A 16,572-nucleotide genomic window follows, 5' to 3' on the forward strand; every position below is an offset into this window, starting at 1 on the left:
AAGCCGGTCAATGACCGGCTTTTTTATTGCCTGCACGCCCTGTCAGAACAGTTCGTGCGTCTGGCCGTTGTCCGTCAGCGTGGTGCCGACATCATGCACGGCATGTTCCGTTGGCTGGGTGCCGTCGATGAAGTACTCCGGGCGGCTGCCCGCACCGCCATCCGCCAGCTTGCCGGTGCGTTTGTCGATGGTGACGCTGACAATGCCCGGCGGCGGCGCAAGCGGCTGCTCAGGCATCCCTTCCAGTGCCGTCTTCATATACTCATCCCACGCCGGCTGGGCGCTCTTCGCGCCGCCTTCGGCCCCGGCAATCTGGTCCGGGATCGCGCCAGAGGCGGAGCTGCGGCCCAGATCGCGGCGATGGTCATCGAAACCAATCCACACCGAGGTGACGGTCTCTGGGCCATAGCCGGAGAACCACGCATCTTTCGAGCTGTTGGTGGTGCCGGTTTTGCCGCCGATGTCATGGCGCTGCAAATCGCGGCCTGCCCGCCAACCGGTGCCCATCCAGCCCGGCTCGCCGAAGATGTTGCTGTTCAGCGCGTCATGGATCAGGAATGCCAGCGGCGTGCTGATCACATGCGGGGCGGACTGCTGGCCCGCATCTGGCGCGCTCTGGCCGGGGCTAACCTGCTCCAGCTGCGGCATCGGCACGGTGGCGTTCGCGTTCGGCGACTGCGACACCGCCACGTTCTCCACGTTGTCATCCGACAGCACCGCCGAGCGCTGCGTATCGCCGTAGATCACCGGCAGGTTGCAGGTCGGGCAGGCCACTTTCGGCTTGACCTCAAACACGGTGTTGCCGCCCATGTCCTCGATCTTGCTGATGAAGTAAGGGTCGACCAGGAAACCGCCGTTGGCGATCACCGCGTAGCCGCGCACCAGTTGCAGCGGGGTGAAGGAGGCGGAACCGAGCGCCAGCGACTCCGAGTGCACGATGTTCTGCGCCGGGAAGCCAAAGCGTTGCAGGTACTCGGCCGCGTAGTCCACGCCCATCGCGCGCATCGCACGCACCATCACCACGTTCTTCGACTGCCCCAACCCCTGACGCAGGCGGATCGGGCCGTCATAGACCGGCGGGGAGTTCTTCGGCCGCCAATCGGTGCCAGCGCCCGCATCCCAGCGTGAGATTGGCAGGTCATTGAGGATGGTCGCCAGGGTCAGGCCCTTGTCCATCGCCGCGGTATAGAGGAACGGCTTGATGTTCGAGCCGACCTGGCGCAGCGCCTGCGTGGCACGGTTGAACTTGCTCTGATTGAAGTCAAAGCCGCCCACCAGCGCCTTGACCGCGCCGTCCGCCGGGTTGAGGGAGACCAGCGCGGAGTTGACGTCCGGCACCTGTGCCAGCCACCACGCCTCATCCACCTTGCGTACCCAGATCTGCTGGCCAGCTTGCAGCACATCGGTCGCGCGTTTCGGCGTCGGCCCCTGCACATTGTCGGACTTGAAGGCGCGCGCCCAGCGGATGCCGGCCATCGGCAGCGTGATGCTGTCGCCGTTCGCCATCAGCGCCGTGGCCTGATCCGCCTGCGCCGCCGTCACCACCGCCGGGAACAGCGGGCCGTATACCGGCAGGCTCTTCAGCGAATCGAGGATGCGCTTCTGCTCCCAGGCTGGCTCGCCGGTGCGCCACAGCACATTGGCCGGGCCGCGGTAGCCGTGGCGCATGTCATAGGCCAGCACGTTGTTACGCACCGCCTCCTGCGCCGCCAGCTGGTTCTTCTTGGTAATGGTGGTGTAGACCTTGTAGCCATCGTTGTAGGCGTTCTCGCCATAGCGATGCACCATCTCCTGACGCACCATCTCCGTCAGGTAGGGGGCGGAGAAAGCAATGGTTGGCGCATGGTAATCCGCCTCCAGCGTCTCGCCGCGCGCCTGCTGGTACTGTTGCTGGGTGATGTAGTTCTCATCCAGCATCCGCGCCAGCACCACGTTGCGGCGCGCCAACGCCCGGTCATGGGAGTAGAGCGGGTTGAAGGTGGAGGGCGCTTTCGGCAGGCCAGCGATCACCGCCATCTCACCGAGCGTCAGTTGGCTGACCTCTTTGCCGAAATAGACGTGCGCCGCCGCCCCCACGCCATAGGCACGGTAACCGAGGTAGATCTTGTTGAGGTACAGCTCCAGGATCTCATCCTTGGTCAGCAGTTGCTCAATGCGGATCGCCAGGAACGCTTCCTTAATCTTACGCATCAGGGTGCGTTCTGGACTCAGGAAGAAGTTACGCGCCAGCTGCTGGGTAATGGTACTCGCCCCCTGCGACGCATGGCCGGAGACCAGCGCCACCGAGGCGGCACGAATGATGCCAACCGGATCGACGCCGTGGTGCTCATAGAAACGGCTGTCTTCCGTGGCAATAAAGGCATGCACCATCTCCGGCGGGATCTGGCTAAGGGTCAGCGGGATACGGCGCTTCTCACCATACTGGGCGATCAGATCACCCTCCGCGCTGTAGACCTGCATCGGGGTCTGGAGGCGCACATCTTTCAGGGTCGCCACATCCGGCAACTGCGGCTCAATGTACTTGTACAAGCCGTAGATCGAGGCGGCTCCCAGCACAATGCAACACATTGCAAGGATTAAAAAATACTTTACGAACTTCACCTTAGATTTCCCACTTAATGTCGTTTGGGCAGTTTATAAACAATCGCGGCGTAGTATAAAGGCAACCCCAGATGATGGATACGTTCTTTTGTTAAAGGGGATTAAGGAGAGGGATCGCAATGGCCGGGGAGAGATGGCAAATCGGATTGGATATCCAGCCGCATGGCTGGTACGCGCTGGCCGTGGTGCCGCGCCGCCGTGGCTGGCAAGTAAAGGGGTGTTGGCAGCAGGCATTGCCGGGGGAGGACGCACCCGGCGGGCTACCGGCCACGGCACCACTGGTGGCGAGTTTGCGCCGCTGGCGGCAGGCGTTGCCGCGGCGCTATTCGCTGCGTCTGGCACTGCCAGCAGAACGGGTGCTGCAACGCATCCTGCCTGCGCCAGATGCCCAGTTGCGGGCGCCATATCGTGAAACCTTTCTGCTTAATCAAGCGGCGAAACAGTTCCCACTGGCACGCGAGGCACTGGCGCTGGACTACCGCAGCCCCTCCTCCCAGCCGCAGCAGGTGGTGGTGACCGCCGCGCCACAGGTTGACGTAGCGGCCTGGCTGGAGGTGATGGCCGCGTCCGGTCTGGCGGTGGAGGTGCTGGAGATCGCGCCCTGTGCGCTACAGGCCAGCGCCCGGCTGGCGGGTCTGTCCGCCGGGCACGTATTGGTTCACCGGTTTTGGCATGGCTGGCTATGGGTCGCACCGTGCAGCCAGCCCTGCCAGTTTGGCGTTGCGGCAACGGATACCCGATTGGAAACGCTGCTGCCCGCGGCACTGCATGGCGCACCGGTGGCCCTCTCCAGCGTGCTCGGCGAGGCGCCGCCGGGTGTGCAGGCGTGGTCACCCTTGGCGACGTTGCCGGAGGCCACACTGCCTACCGGCACGCCCGCGGCGGCCTTTGTGCTCGCCGTCGGGTTGGCAGTGCGCCCGGAGGATCGCCCTTGATGCAGGTGAACCTGTTGCCGTGGCGGCAACGGCAGCGGCAGGTGGCCCTGCGCCGGATGGCCGCAGCGGGCATGGCAGCGGCGCTGGCGTGCCTGATCGCCATGTTGGTCGCGTGGCAGGCGCTGCACCAGCAGACGCGGCACGCCCTTGAGCGGCAAGAGGCCGCCGCCAGCCAACTGCGCCAGCTCACCGCCCATTACACGGCACGGCAGGCGCTGGTCACGGCATTCCGGCAACAGGCGGAGAGTGCTCGTCGGGCCGCGTTGCAGCGGCAGGCTGGGCGTCGCTATGTGCGATTGCTACAGGAGCTGGAGACAATGCTGCCGCCGGACGTCTGGCTGGTTGTCTGGCAGGAGCAGGGCGATGCCCTTCGCTGGCAGGGGCGCAGCCGACACTATGAACCGGTGATGCAGTTTGTTGCGGCCCTGCGCCAGAGCCATGAAGTCCATGAGGTTCGCGTATTGGCGGTGCATCAGCAGCCGGATGGGCTGCTCCACTTTGATCTACAGGCCACCTGGAGGCCGGAAAATGTCCCTTTCTCTTCCCACCCTGATGGCGTGGCACGCCCTGTCGCCCCGGCGGCAGGCGCTCATCCTCTTCCTGCTAGTAATGCTATTAACGAGCATCGCGGGCCGGGCCGTGCTGTGGCCTGAGTGGCGGCAGCAACAGGCGGCGCGGCAGGCGCTGGCTGAGAGCCAACAGGCGATGGCTCGCCAGCAGGCTGGGCTGGCGGCATTGCCAGCGGAAACGCTGTTGAACAGCGCCACCCTGCTGCTGGCAGCCATCGCGGAACCGGCGCAGCCCGCCAGCGATCCGGCGGCATGGCTGGCCGGGCCATTGCGGCAGTCAGGCAGCACGCTGCTGCACTGGGAGCCTGACGGCATGGCCGGGCGCTGGAATCTGGCGCTACGTGCCCGCTATGACGGCCTGAAACAGATGCTTGAGGCGCTGGCGGCGTGGCCGCCAGCCGAGGTCGGGGCGCTGACGCTGGAAGCGACGGCCAGCGGGCTGGAGGCGCGACTGCTGATCGCCATTAAGGAGGCATGAATGGCATGGCAAACATGGGCGGCCGGGCTGGGTGCGCTGGCGCTGATCTGCACCCCGGCGCTGGCCGGGCGCGACCCCTTTGCACCACCGGCGGAGCCAGCCTGCGCCGACAGCGCGCACTGGCACCCTGGCGGCATCCTGGGTGATCCGGCACGCCGCGATGGCTGGCTGCGAGACGCCAACGGCCGTTGGCTACGGGCCACGCCGGGCCAGCCGCTCGGGCAGGGTTGGCGCACCGAGGCGGTCACTGAAGACCATATCCGGCTGGCGGCGGAGGGCGAGGCGTGCAAGGGCCGCCCGCCGGTGCTGCTGTGGCTGGTTCCTGTTAAGGCTAATAATGATAAGGAGATCTGATGCAACGAAGAGCGAATGCGGCAGGGCGGCCATGTCTGGCGCGCCAACTGGCTGGCTGGCGAAGGGCAGGGTGCAGCGCGCTGTGTGGCCTGCTGCTGGCAAGTATGTCGGTAGAGGCGGGTGCATCTTCGGCACCGCTGGATCTGACGTTCCATGACGCGCCTATCAGCGTGGTGTTGCAGGCGCTGGCGGATCACCAGCAGCTCAATCTGGTGCTGGCACCCGGCGTCACCGGGGCGCTGTCACTGCGCCTGAAAGGGGTGCCTTGGGAGAAGGCGCTGGCGCTGGTGCTCAAGATGGGCAAGCTCAGCCAGACGCGTGACGGCAACGTGCTGATGATCTTCCCACAGAGTGAGCTGGCGGAGAGTCAGCAACAGCAGCGCGAGGCGCAGCAACGCCAGGAGGAGAGCGCGCCGCTTGGCGCACTCAACGTGATGCTGGAGAACGCCGAGGCATCGGAGGTGGCCGCCAGCCTGAATGCCCAGCGCGCCACCCTGCTGTCGCCGCGCGGCAGCATCGTGACGGACGCGCGCACCAATTCGCTGCTGATCCATGACAGCGAGGCACGGCTGGCGGCGTTATCCGACTGGATCAAGGCGCTCGACCACCCGTTGCAGCAGGTGCAACTGACCGCGCATATTGTCACCATCAGCGATGAGAGCCTACGCGAGCTGGGCGTCACCTGGGGGTTGGGGGCTGCCGAAGGGGCGGCCACCCACTTCCGCCTGAACAACTTTTCGGTTGGCCTACCGGTGGCAGAGGGCACGGCTGCCGCCGGTTTCACTCTGGCGCGCATCGACGGGCGGCTGCTTGACCTGGAGTTGAGCGCCCTGCAACAGGAGAATCAGGTGGAGATCATCGCCAGCCCGCGTTTGCTCACCGCCCACCAGCAGACCGCCAGCATCAAGCAGGGCACTGAGATCCCCTATCAGGTCTCCAGTGGGGCGAGTGGTTCCACCTCCATTGAGTTCAAGGAGGCGGTGCTGGGCATGGAGGTAACACCCAAGATCCAGCGCAGCGGCAAGATCACGCTCAACCTGATCCTGACCCAGAATATGCCGGGCCGTACCCTCAAGCAGGCGGAGGGGGAGGCGCTGGCGATAGACAAGCAGGAGATCAAGACCCAGGTGACCGTAGCGAACGGCGAGACCGTGGTGCTGGGGGGTATTTTTCAGCAACATCATGAAAAGACGAGGGATAGCGTGCCGGGGCTGGGCGATATCCCGTGGGTGGGCGCGCTCTTTGCCCACGACCACAAAAAGCAGCGCCGCCATCAGCTGGTGATTTTTGTCACCCCCACGCTGATGGGTTCCACCTGAATGTTGGAGGGGTCGGGGAGGGGGATGCGGCCTGTTGCGCATTTCGGGGGCAATCACCCGCAGGTTGTGCAACTTTTTGTGTCGGTAAAGAGATCTGCGTTTGACGCTGCCATCGATTTAGCATACAAGGGTTACCGAATTGCGCACCGAGATTCTTACCCAACGCGAAATGCCGATAAAAACGTACGGTTTCCCTCCTGCGGCACAGTAGCGATTTATTCGGTTGCCAAACTACCAAGAGTGTTGAGATAATTTTTCGTCTGATCTCGCACTATCGCTCATGAGGTTTCAGTTTAGGTCCCGCCGCTGATTTGATTGGCGGGGCGGGTTAACATTAACGAATGTCTTAGTAATACCGAAAAACATGGCAGAGAAACGCAATATCTTTCTGGTTGGGCCTATGGGTGCCGGCAAAAGCACTATTGGCCGTCAGTTAGCTCAGCAACTCAATATGGAGTTTTTCGACTCCGATCAAGAAATTGAGCGACGTACCGGGGCCGATGTAGGCTGGGTATTCGACGTGGAAGGCGAAGAAGGTTTCCGCGATCGCGAAGAAAAAATCATTAATGAGTTAACGGAAAAACAGGGCATTGTGCTGGCGACAGGCGGGGGTTCGGTGAAATCACGTGAAACCCGTAACCGTTTGTCCGCGCGCGGCGTTGTGGTCTATCTCGAAACCACCATTGAAAAGCAGCTTGCCCGCACCCAGCGTGATAAAAAGCGCCCGCTGCTGCAAGTGGATGCACCCCCGCGTGAAGTGCTTGAAGCCCTGGCTAAAGAGCGCAACCCGCTGTATGAAGAGATTGCTGACGTTACCATCCGCACTGATGATCAGAGCGCCAAAGTAGTGGCCAACCAGATCATCAACATGCTGGAAAGCAATTAATTCGCTTCCTCTTCCGTCCGAGGGTAAAGGTTAACCGCAGGTACAGGTCAAAAAGGTCACTGAGCGCGACATGGAGAAGATTACCGTAACGTTAGGGGATCGCAGTTATCCCATCACGATTGCCGCCGGATTGTTCAACGATCCGGCTTCTTTTATCCCGCTGAAAGCCGGTGAGCAGGCCATGCTGGTGACCAACCAGACGCTGGCGCCGATCTATTTGGATCGCGTTCGCGGCGTGCTGGAACAGGCGGGCGTACGGGTTGACCAGGTGATCCTGCCGGATGGCGAGCAGTACAAGTCACTGGCTGTCATGGAGCAGGTCTTCTCCGCGCTGCTTGAAAAGCCGCACGGGCGCGACACCACGCTGATTGCCCTCGGTGGCGGCGTGATTGGCGACCTGACCGGTTTTGCCGCCGCCTGCTACCAGCGCGGTGTGCGCTTTATCCAGGTGCCGACCACGCTGTTGGCGCAGGTTGACTCCTCGGTCGGCGGCAAAACCGCCGTGAACCATCCCCTCGGCAAAAACATGATCGGCGCGTTCTACCAACCGGTTTCGGTGGTGGTCGATCTGGACTGCCTGCACACCCTGCCGCCGCGCGAGCTGTCGTCCGGTCTGGCGGAGGTGATTAAATATGGCGTGATCCTCGACGCCGACTTCTTTGCGTGGCTGGAGCAAAATATCGATGCGCTGATGGCGCTGGATATGACAGCGCTGGCCTACTGCATCCGCCGTTGCTGCGAACTGAAGGCCGAAGTGGTGGCCGCCGATGAACGTGAAAGCGGGCAGCGCGCGTTGCTGAATTTGGGCCATACTTACGGCCATGCTATTGAAGCAGAAATGGGTTATGGCAATTGGCTGCATGGCGAGGCCGTGGCCGCGGGCATGATGATGGCCGCCCACACCGCACGCCGCCTCGGTCAGTTCAGCGAGACGGATGTGGCCCGCCTGCGGGCGCTGCTGCTGCGCGCTAACCTGCCGGTCACCGGCCCGCGTGAGATGCACGCCGACGCCTATCTGCCGCACATGATGCGTGACAAGAAAGTGCTGGCCGGCGAGTTGCGTCTGGTGCTGCCGACGGCCATTGGCCAGTCGGAAGTGCGCGGCGGCGTGGCGCATGACGTGGTGCTGGCATCGATTAACGACTGCCTGCCGGCCTGAGCGCCATGACCCTTACCGGTATGCCCGCCATTCTGGCGGGTTTCATGATAACGCACACAGGTTAATCAGCCGGCCCGCCAGCGGCCAGGCTTTTACCTCTGAGTTGGAGGATGACGATGGATGAGTTTAACACCGAAGACGACCTGAAACCGGATACCAGCGACCGCCGCTCCACCCGCCGGCGCTCTGCCTCCCGCTCACAAGCCCCCCGTTTTGCCATCTCGCGCCAGCACTTGATGATTGCCATTGGCATTCTGGTGCTGGTGTTGCTGATCCTCGGCATCGGCTCCGCCCTGAAGGCCCCGACGCCGCAGGAGTCCAGCCAGCAGGCCGGCAACGCAAAAGAGATTACCTTGGGTGGCAACCCTACGGAGAATGGCAGTGCGTCGTCTGCCGCCGCCAACGCCCCGGCCAGCGGCCAGCCGCAGGACATTAGCGTGCCGCCCATTGCCTCGACCCCGACACAGGCCGAACCGGTGCAGGCCCCGGCTGACCAGCAGCGCGTCGATCTGCCGGGCAACATGACCGATGCCCTCTCCCAGCAGCAGGATCAGGTGAATGCCGCCTCCGGTGGGATGGTGCAGGGTGGTTCTACCCTGCCGACAGATCCAGCGACGCTGGCACCTTCCGCCGTCGCCCCAGCACCGCAAGTGGCCCCGGCCAAGCCGGCCGCCACCCATAGCCGCCCGCAGAGCCATGCCGCCGCGCCGCAGAGCGCGCCAGCGAAAAGCGCCCCGGCGCGTAGCAGCAGCGCCGCTTCCGGTGGCATTGTCGCCAGCGGTGGCGCGATCCAGGGCGCGCCTGCCAGCCACTACACCTTGCAGCTGAGCAGCGCCTCCCGTTCGGATACGCTGAATGCCTTCGCACGCCAGCAGAAGCTGACCCACTACCAGGTCTACCAGACCACCCGTGACGGCAAACCGTGGTATGTCCTGATCAGCGGCAACTATGCCTCCTCGGCGGAAGCCAAGCAGGCCATCGCCCGTCTGCCAGCGGACGTGCAAGCCAAGAAACCGTGGGTCAAGCCTGTACGCCAGGTACAGCAGGACCTGAAGAAATAAACCTTAGTTGTGCGCTGATGTGCTGTCTGAAACTAGAGTACAATCCGCGGCTCTGAATTGTATAAGTAGCTAACCGACGGCATGAAGAAGAACCGCGCGTTTTTAAAATGGGCTGGTGGCAAGTATCCCCTGATTGAGGAGATCAAACGCCACCTGCCCGCAGGCGACTGCCTGATTGAACCCTTTGTCGGCGCAGGCTCTGTGTTCCTCAATACAGATTATGACGCCTATATCCTGGCGGATATCAACAGTGACCTGATCAACCTGTACAACATCGTCAAGACACGTACCGACGACTTCGTGCGGGATGCCCGCGAGCTCTTCAGCGACGAGTTCAACAATGCCGACGCGTTCTACCGGTTGCGCACGCAGTTCAACCTCAGCCGTGACCCCTATGAGCGGGCGCAGCTGTTCCTCTACCTGAACCGCCATTGCTACAACGGCCTGTGCCGTTATAACCTGAGTGGCGAGTTCAACGTGCCGTTTGGGCGCTACAAGCGGCCCTACTTCCCGCAGGACGAGCTGGAGTTCTTTGCCCGCAAGGCCAATGAGCGCAACGCCACGTTCGTCTGTGAAAGCTACACGCAGACCCTGACCAATGCCCAACCGGGGGCCGTGGTCTATTGCGATCCGCCCTATGCGCCGCTCTCCGCCACCTCCAACTTTACGGCCTACCACACCAATGGGTTTGATATGGCAGACCAGCAGGAGCTGGCGCGGCTGGCGAACCACCTGGCCGATGAGCGGCAGATCCCGGTGCTGATCTCCAACCATGATACGGCACTAACGCGTGACTGGTATCAACAGGCGGCGGAGATGCACGTGGTGCAGGTGCGGCGCACCATCAGCAGCAATGGATTCGGGCGTAGCAAAGTGGATGAGCTTTTGGCACTGTATAAACGCTAAGGGGAGCGCGGTTCCGCCGGGTGTGTCGCGATCCCAATGACGATTAACCCCTACCGTTTGGAGATGCGGATGAAACAGTTTTTGATTGCGCCGTCGATTTTGTCGGCAGACTTTGCCCGACTGGGTGAGGATACGGCGAAGGTGCTGGCTGCCGGCGCTGACGTGGTGCACTTTGACGTGATGGACAACCACTACGTCCCTAACCTGACCATCGGCCCGGCAGTCTGCCAGGCACTGCGCAACTATGGCATTACCGCCCCGATTGACGTTCACCTGATGGTGAAGCCGGTAGACCGTCTGGTGCCGGATTTCGCTGCCGCTGGTGCCAGCTACATCTCCTTCCACCCAGAAGCCTCCGAGCATATCGACCGCACCCTGCAACTGATCAAGGATCATGGTTGCAAGGCTGGTCTGGTGTTCAACCCGGCCACCCCGCTGAGCTACCTGGATTATGTGATGGACAAGCTGGACGTGATCCTGCTGATGTCTGTTAACCCCGGTTTCGGCGGCCAGTCCTTCATCCACCATACGCTGGACAAGCTGCGCCAAGTGCGCCGCCGCATTGATGAGAGCGGTTTTGACATCCGGCTGGAAGTGGACGGCGGCGTGAAGGTGGAGAACATCGGCGAGATCGCCGCCGCGGGCGCGGACATGTTTGTCGCTGGCTCCGCCATCTTCAACGCGCCGGATTACCGTGAAGTGATTGAGCAGATGCGTGGTGAACTGGCGAAGGTGGCCCATGGCTGATTTCAGCGGCTTGCGCGCGCTGGCGTTCGATCTGGATGGCACGCTGATCCACAGCGCGCCGGGGCTGGCGCAGGCGATTGACCATGCGCTGGCGGAGGCCGGGCTGCCGGCCGCCGGCGAGGCTCGCGTCAGCACCTGGATCGGCAATGGCGCGGATGTGCTGGTGGAGCGCGCGCTCCACTGGGCGACGCAGGGTGAGGGCGGCCACGAGCTGGCCGCGCTGCGCGCCCGTTTTGACCACTTTTACGCCCAGACTGCCGAGTCGGGCAGCCAGCTCTTTCCGGGCGTGCGTGACACCCTGGCGCAGCTGGCGCGTAGCGGCCTGCCGCTTGGCATCATCACCAACAAGCCCACGCCCTTTGTCGCGCCGCTGTTGCAGGCACTGGGCATCGCGGAGTACTTCTCGCTGGTTATCGGTGGCGATGACGTAGTGGCGAAGAAGCCGCACCCGGCCCCGCTCTATCTGATGCTGGGCAAGCTGGGGGTACGGGCGTCGGAGATGGCGTTTGTTGGCGACTCGCGCAATGATATTCAGGCGGCCAAGGCGGCCGGCTGCCCGGCGATTGCGCTGAGCTATGGCTATAACTACGGTGAGCCGATTGCGCTGAGCCAGCCTGACTGCGTCATCGACCATTTTGCCGATTTGTTGCCCACTCTTGGGCTGTCATCATTCAAGAATCAGGAAGCATAACATGAGTAAGCCCATCGTATTCAGCGGCGCGCAGCCGTCCGGTGAACTGACCATTGGTAACTACATGGGTGCGCTGCGTCAGTGGGTAACCATGCAGGATGAGTATGAGTGCATCTACTGCATCGTTGACCTGCACGCCATCACGGTGCGCCAGGACGCCAACGCGCTGCGCAAGGCCACGCTGGATACGCTGGCGCTCTACCTGGCCTGCGGCATCGACCCGGAAAAGAGCACCATCTTTGTCCAGTCCCATGTGCCGGAGCACACGCAGCTGAGCTGGGTACTGAACTGCTACAGCTACTTTGGCGAGCTGAGCCGCATGACCCAGTTCAAGGACAAGTCAACGCGCTATGCCGAGAACATCAACGCTGGCCTGTTTGACTACCCGGTGCTGATGGCGGCGGATATCCTGCTCTACCAGACCAATCAGGTGCCGGTGGGGGAAGACCAAAAGCAGCATCTGGAGCTGAGCCGTGACGTGGCGGCGCGCTTCAACGCGCTGTATGGCGATATCTTCAAGGTGCCGGAGCCGTTCATTCCGAAATCTGGCGCGCGCGTGATGTCGTTGCAGGAGCCGACCAAGAAGATGTCCAAGTCCGATGACAACCGCAACAACGTCATCGGCCTGCTGGAAGACCCGAAAGCCGTGGCGAAGAAGATCAAGCGTGCGATGACCGACTCCGATGAGCCGCCAGTGGTGCGTTATGACGTCGCCAACAAGGCGGGCGTCTCCAACCTGCTGGACATTCTCTCTGGCGTGACCGGCAAGCCGGTGGCTGAGCTGGAGAAGGAGTTCGAGGGGCTGATGTATGGCCACCTGAAGGGCGCGGTGGCGGATGCCGTCTCCGGGATGCTGACCGACCTGCAGGCGCGCTACCACCACTTCCGCGATAACGAGGCGCTGCTGCAACAGATCATGCGTGATGGCGCAGCCAAGGCGCGTGCCCGTGCGCAGGAGACGCTGACGCGCGTCTATGACGCCATCGGCTTTGTCGCCCAGCCGTAACTGGACCATCTGCTAAAAACCGCCGCTTCCGGCGGTTTTTTTATGCCCGCAAAATAGAAAAGGGCGCCCTGAGGCGCCCTTGCTGGGGAAGCGATGGCCTTAGTGGCTGGCTTCCGCCGTGTGGCCGTGCTGGCGGTGCTTGGTCACGAAACCAAGCAGCAGGCACATCACGAAGACCACCAGATAGAGGCTGTTGGCGGTCGCCAGTGCCGCGTGCTCGCCGCTTTTGGCAACGATCGGGCCGGTCACCACGAAGGTCAGCATGGTGCCGACGGTGCCGCAGGTCAGGATGAAGTTCACCAGTTTCGGCGACGACACCTTGGTCTGTTGGGAGCCGAGGGTGATCAGCGTGGTGTAGATGGCACTGGAGACAAAGCCCAGACCCAGAATGGTGTAGTGCAGCATCGAGGCGTCAGAGGTGCTGATGAACAGGTACATCAGCAGGGTCGAGGCACCCGCCAGCACGGTGACGATGCGTTGCAGATCAAAGAAGCGCAGCACCACGCTGAAGACCCACATGCCCACCATGTACGCCGTCCAGAAGTTGCTCACCAGACTACCGGCTTGGGTGATGTCCATGTTGAACTGCTTGGCGGCGTAGGTCGGTACCCACTGGATAAAGCCAAGCTGGCCAAGGATGTAGCACAGGGCGGCGATGGAGAGGAACAGCACGCCAATGCCCCACTTCTCTTTCTTCACGGATTGCACGGACTTCGGCGCGTCGTTGCCCAGTTTCGGGAACTCCGACACCAGCGTCAGGATGAAGATGGCGATATAGAGCACACCGATGCAGGCGTAGACCCAGTACCAAGCAATGCTGCGTGCCAGCAGGGCGGCGGCGATGATCGGGAACAGGGTGCCAGCCATACTGAAGAAGGAGTCGGTGAACAGCAGGCGCGAACCGCGCTGGCGACCCTCATACAGGTGGGTGATCAGGAAGGTACCGATCGACATGGTGATGCCGCTGACCACGCCAAGGATAAACATGCAGCCAGAGAAGACCGCCAGGCTATGGCTGTTCATCAGGCCGACAATCGCCACCAGCATCAGCACAAAGCCGAAGATCAGCTGGCGCTTCAGGGCGATGATCTCCATCAGCCAGGCGTTGAGGAAAATGGACACCAGGATACCGGCGTTTAAGAAGGTGAAGGTGTTACTCATGCTGGAAACCGGCAGGTTGAAGTACTGCGCGATATTTCCCATCACCATCCCGGTGACAATTACCAATGCGCCGGTAAGCGCGTAGGAGAAGAAACTAATCCATGTGAGCCTGATTCGATTGCTGTTAGTCATAGACGTGCCTGGTTGTCAGTTAAACGTAAAAATGTGGGGGGAACTGGCAATCCGCCTGAGAGATCAGGCGTGAAGCGCAGAATCGTAACACAGGGCAGCGAATTATTTGTGATGCATATCTTACTTCTTGTGTAATAGCTGCAATAAATGGCAAAGCTTTGCCAAATGTCGCCAATTTTGTGCAGGCAAACGATAACCCTGCATCGGTTCCCAGCCGGTCGTGTCAGGCGGCGACACGCTGGCCGTCACCTTTTGTTAAAGTAAATAAAGGTAAAGCGCTGGCGCCCCTTTGGGGGCCTCTTTAGAATCAACGCGTTTGTGTTGTTTGTACCCGGAAAAAGGAACCCGTTCATGTTCAAACGTACTTTAGTGGCTTTTGCCACGCTGTTTTCCCTGACGGCGCTTGCCCCATTGGCGCAGGCCGCAGGCGAGACACACGTCATGCTTACCACGTCAGCGGGAAATATTGAGCTGGAGCTGGACAGCCAGAAAGCCCCGGTTTCCGTGAAGAATTTCGTCGATTACGTCCAGAGTGGTTACTATAACAACACCCTTTTTCATCGCGTGATCCCAGGTTTTATGGTTCAGGGCGGCGGCTTCACCGCTGACATGCAGCAGAAGATCACCAACGCCCCGATCAAGAATGAGGCGGACAACGGCCTGCGCAACCTGCGCGGCACCATCGCCATGGCGCGTACCGCCGATAAAGACAGCGCCACCAGCCAATTCTTTATCAACGTGGCGGACAACGCCTTCCTGGATCATGGCCAGCGCGATTTTGGCTACGCCGTATTTGGCAAGGTGGTCAAGGGGATGGACGTGGTAGACAAGATCTCCCAGGTGAAGACCGAAAACGTCGGCCCTTACCAGAATGTGCCTTCCAAACCAATCACCCTGCTTTCCGCCAAAATCCTGCCTTAACCCGCAGCGGGGCCAGCCGTGGCTGGCCCCGTTTCGCCCCGACCTTTTATCCGTCGCCCTGCGTCCCGAATGCCAATGTCTATACTTAGCCGCAGGCAGGCGAAACAGTGCCTGCCCTTACCGGACGCATTAACCGGCCAAAAGGAGGTCTACCGTGGCGAAAAAGATGACGCTCAGGCAAAAAGAGAAGCTGTTTGATCAGCGGAAAAATGCCAATTTTCAGGCAAGCACGGCCCTTGATGGCCACCAGATTAAGGCGGTCACGCTGCCCGCCGACGAGGCACTGGCGCGTCTGGAGGAAGTGAGGGCCAACTATGAACGATAAATTTGGCGATGGCGCCGATCCCTATCTCTATGCCAACTCCCAGGTACTGAAAAACAAGCTGGGCATCCGCAAGGCCGCCACCCTGCTGGAGGCGGAACTGGCGCTGACGCCACTGCGCGCCGCGACCATCCCGCTCGGGCCGCGCGAGTGCGGGCTACCGCACCTCTGCGCCATCCACCAGACGCTGTTCCAGGATCTCTATGAGTGGGCTGGCGAGTTGCGCGAAATGGATATCTATAAGCAGGATACCCGCTTCTGTCACTTCGCCTACATTGAGAAAGAGGGCAACGCGCTGATGCAGGCGCTGGAGGATGAGGAGTACCTGGCTGACCTGCCACGTGACAAACTGGTGGAGCGGCTGGCGTACTACTACTGCGAGTTGAACGTGCTGCACCCGTTCCGCGAGGGCAATGGCCGGGCGCAACGCATCTTCTTTGAACAATTAGTGATTCACGCCGGCTATGTCATTGACTGGTCGCGCGCGGATCATGAGGGCTGGGTAGCGGCCAATGAGAAGGCGGCGTTTGGCGATCTCAGCGATTTGACCGCCATTTTCAATAAAGTCGTGAGCGAACCCGGCGAAAATGAGTAGAATTGCCCGGTGATGTTCTGCCGGATCTGCCCATGCTGCTGTTGATCGATAACTACGACTCCTTCACCTATAACCTGTACCAATATTTCTGCCAGCTCGGCGCTGAGGTACAGGTTATCCGCAACGACCACATTGACCTGGATGGCATCGCCCGGCTGGCACCGGCGCAGTTGGTGATCTCGCCCGGCCCCTGCACGCCGGATGAGGCGGGCATTTCGCTGGCCGCCATCCGCCACTTTGCCGGTAAGCTGCCGATTCTGGGCGTCTGCCTTGGGCATCAGGCGATGGCCCAGAGCTTCGGCGCGCGCATTGTCCGCGCCCGGCAGGTGATGCATGGCAAGACCTCGCCCATCCGCCATGATGGCGAAGGGGTGTTCCAGTCGCTCAACCAGCCGTTGACCGTTACCCGCTACCACTCGCTGGTGATTGATCCACCGAGCCTGCCCGACTGCTTCCGCGTCACCGCCTGGACGGAGCGCGACGGCGCGCAGGATGAGATCATGGGCATCCGCCACCGCACGCTGCCGCTGGAGGGGGTGCAGTTCCACCCAGAGAGCATCCTGAGCGAACAGGGTTTGCAGCTGCTGGGCAACTTCCTCGCCCGCTGACGGCAACAATTTGCCGCCGCAGGCGATTTCCGGTTGCCTGTAAGTGATTTATTATGCATATTTCCTGATTATAATTTCATGGGCTGTGGCGGCATCGGGTCGTGGCGGCTGGTCTGATGGC

18 protein-coding genes are annotated in these 16,572 nt (G+C 61.6%); 16 read left to right on the top strand and 2 right to left on the bottom strand.

All coding sequences use genetic code 11. The features are described 5' to 3' along the window. Positions 1 to 42: 42 nt before the first annotated feature. Positions 43 to 2,601 carry a peptidoglycan glycosyltransferase/peptidoglycan DD-transpeptidase MrcA gene (gene mrcA, locus C1N62_RS01085; protein WP_137761904.1) on the bottom strand — a complete coding sequence of 853 codons (2,559 nt, stop codon included), beginning with the start codon at positions 2,599 to 2,601 and terminating at the stop codon, positions 43 to 45. A gap of 119 nt (positions 2,602 to 2,720) precedes the next feature. On the opposite strand from mrcA, the gene C1N62_RS23105 reads away from it, so the two are divergent. The 12 genes from C1N62_RS23105 to trpS all read left to right on the top strand — a co-directional run bounded on the left by C1N62_RS23105 (position 2,721) and on the right by trpS (position 12,712). Next, positions 2,721 to 3,536, top strand: coding sequence for a pilus assembly protein HofM (locus C1N62_RS23105; protein ID WP_168195787.1), 816 nt, complete (start codon positions 2,721 to 2,723; stop codon positions 3,534 to 3,536). Further along, positions 3,536 to 4,189, top strand: coding sequence for a PilN domain-containing protein (locus tag C1N62_RS01095; RefSeq protein ID WP_240775797.1), 654 nt, complete (start codon positions 3,536 to 3,538; stop codon positions 4,187 to 4,189). The genes C1N62_RS23105 and C1N62_RS01095 overlap by 1 nt, the downstream gene beginning before the upstream one ends. Further along, on the top strand, positions 4,176 to 4,583 hold the full coding sequence (locus C1N62_RS01100) for a hypothetical protein (protein WP_137761907.1): 408 nt from the start codon (positions 4,176 to 4,178) through the stop codon (positions 4,581 to 4,583). The genes C1N62_RS01095 and C1N62_RS01100 overlap by 14 nt, the downstream gene beginning before the upstream one ends. After that, on the top strand, positions 4,584 to 4,937 hold the full coding sequence (locus C1N62_RS01105; protein ID WP_137761908.1) for a HofP DNA utilization family protein: 354 nt from the start codon (positions 4,584 to 4,586) through the stop codon (positions 4,935 to 4,937). A gap of 104 nt (positions 4,938 to 5,041) precedes the next feature. After that, positions 5,042 to 6,256, top strand: a complete 1,215-nt coding sequence (gene hofQ, locus C1N62_RS01110) for a DNA uptake porin HofQ (protein ID WP_137764868.1) — start codon at positions 5,042 to 5,044, stop codon at positions 6,254 to 6,256. Positions 6,257 to 6,620: 364 nt separating this feature from the next. After that, the gene (aroK, locus tag C1N62_RS01115) at positions 6,621 to 7,142 is read left to right on the top strand and encodes a shikimate kinase AroK (RefSeq protein WP_072927460.1); all 522 of its coding nucleotides are present in this window, start codon (positions 6,621 to 6,623) and stop codon (positions 7,140 to 7,142) included. Positions 7,143 to 7,212: 70 nt separating this feature from the next. After that, positions 7,213 to 8,301 carry a 3-dehydroquinate synthase gene (gene aroB / locus C1N62_RS01120; RefSeq protein ID WP_137761909.1) on the top strand — a complete coding sequence of 363 codons (1,089 nt, stop codon included), beginning with the start codon at positions 7,213 to 7,215 and terminating at the stop codon, positions 8,299 to 8,301. Between the two features lie 116 nt (positions 8,302 to 8,417). Further along, the gene (locus C1N62_RS01125; RefSeq protein WP_137761910.1) at positions 8,418 to 9,362 is read left to right on the top strand and encodes an SPOR domain-containing protein; all 945 of its coding nucleotides are present in this window, start codon (positions 8,418 to 8,420) and stop codon (positions 9,360 to 9,362) included. 81 nt (positions 9,363 to 9,443) lie between these two features. After that, on the top strand, positions 9,444 to 10,268 hold the full coding sequence (gene dam, locus C1N62_RS01130) for an adenine-specific DNA-methyltransferase (protein ID WP_137761911.1): 825 nt from the start codon (positions 9,444 to 9,446) through the stop codon (positions 10,266 to 10,268). Positions 10,269 to 10,337: 69 nt separating this feature from the next. Further along, positions 10,338 to 11,015, top strand: a complete 678-nt coding sequence (rpe, locus tag C1N62_RS01135; protein WP_137761912.1) for a ribulose-phosphate 3-epimerase — start codon at positions 10,338 to 10,340, stop codon at positions 11,013 to 11,015. Then, complete coding sequence (locus tag C1N62_RS01140) at positions 11,008 to 11,706, top strand: phosphoglycolate phosphatase (RefSeq protein WP_137761913.1); 699 nt, start codon at positions 11,008 to 11,010, stop codon at positions 11,704 to 11,706. Before rpe ends, C1N62_RS01140 begins: the two co-directional genes overlap by 8 nt. 1 nt (position 11,707) lies before the next feature. After that, positions 11,708 to 12,712 carry a tryptophan--tRNA ligase gene (gene trpS, locus C1N62_RS01145; protein WP_137761914.1) on the top strand — a complete coding sequence of 335 codons (1,005 nt, stop codon included), beginning with the start codon at positions 11,708 to 11,710 and terminating at the stop codon, positions 12,710 to 12,712. Between the two features lie 99 nt (positions 12,713 to 12,811). On the opposite strand, the gene tsgA is transcribed toward trpS, so the two are convergent. Next, complete coding sequence (gene tsgA / locus C1N62_RS01150) at positions 12,812 to 14,005, bottom strand: MFS transporter TsgA (RefSeq protein ID WP_137761915.1); 1,194 nt, start codon at positions 14,003 to 14,005, stop codon at positions 12,812 to 12,814. Between the two features lie 351 nt (positions 14,006 to 14,356). Between tsgA and ppiA the strand changes: the two genes are divergently transcribed. The 4 genes from ppiA (at position 14,357) to C1N62_RS01170 (ending at position 16,451) form a co-directional block, all read left to right on the top strand. After that, complete coding sequence (gene ppiA / locus C1N62_RS01155) at positions 14,357 to 14,926, top strand: peptidylprolyl isomerase A (RefSeq protein ID WP_137761916.1); 570 nt, start codon at positions 14,357 to 14,359, stop codon at positions 14,924 to 14,926. 154 nt (positions 14,927 to 15,080) lie between these two features. Further along, positions 15,081 to 15,251 carry a YhfG family protein gene (locus tag C1N62_RS01160; RefSeq protein WP_370465581.1) on the top strand — a complete coding sequence of 57 codons (171 nt, stop codon included), beginning with the start codon at positions 15,081 to 15,083 and terminating at the stop codon, positions 15,249 to 15,251. Continuing rightward, positions 15,241 to 15,843, top strand: a complete 603-nt coding sequence (locus C1N62_RS01165; RefSeq protein ID WP_137761917.1) for a putative adenosine monophosphate-protein transferase Fic — start codon at positions 15,241 to 15,243, stop codon at positions 15,841 to 15,843. Before C1N62_RS01160 ends, C1N62_RS01165 begins: the two co-directional genes overlap by 11 nt. 32 nt (positions 15,844 to 15,875) lie before the next feature. Next, positions 15,876 to 16,451, top strand: coding sequence for an aminodeoxychorismate synthase component II (locus C1N62_RS01170; RefSeq protein ID WP_137761918.1), 576 nt, complete (start codon positions 15,876 to 15,878; stop codon positions 16,449 to 16,451). Positions 16,452 to 16,572: the final 121 nt, after the last annotated feature.

It is taken from the genome of Nissabacter sp. SGAir0207 (assembly GCF_005491205.1).
In the GTDB taxonomy this organism is placed as follows: domain Bacteria; phylum Pseudomonadota; class Gammaproteobacteria; order Enterobacterales; family Enterobacteriaceae; genus Chimaeribacter.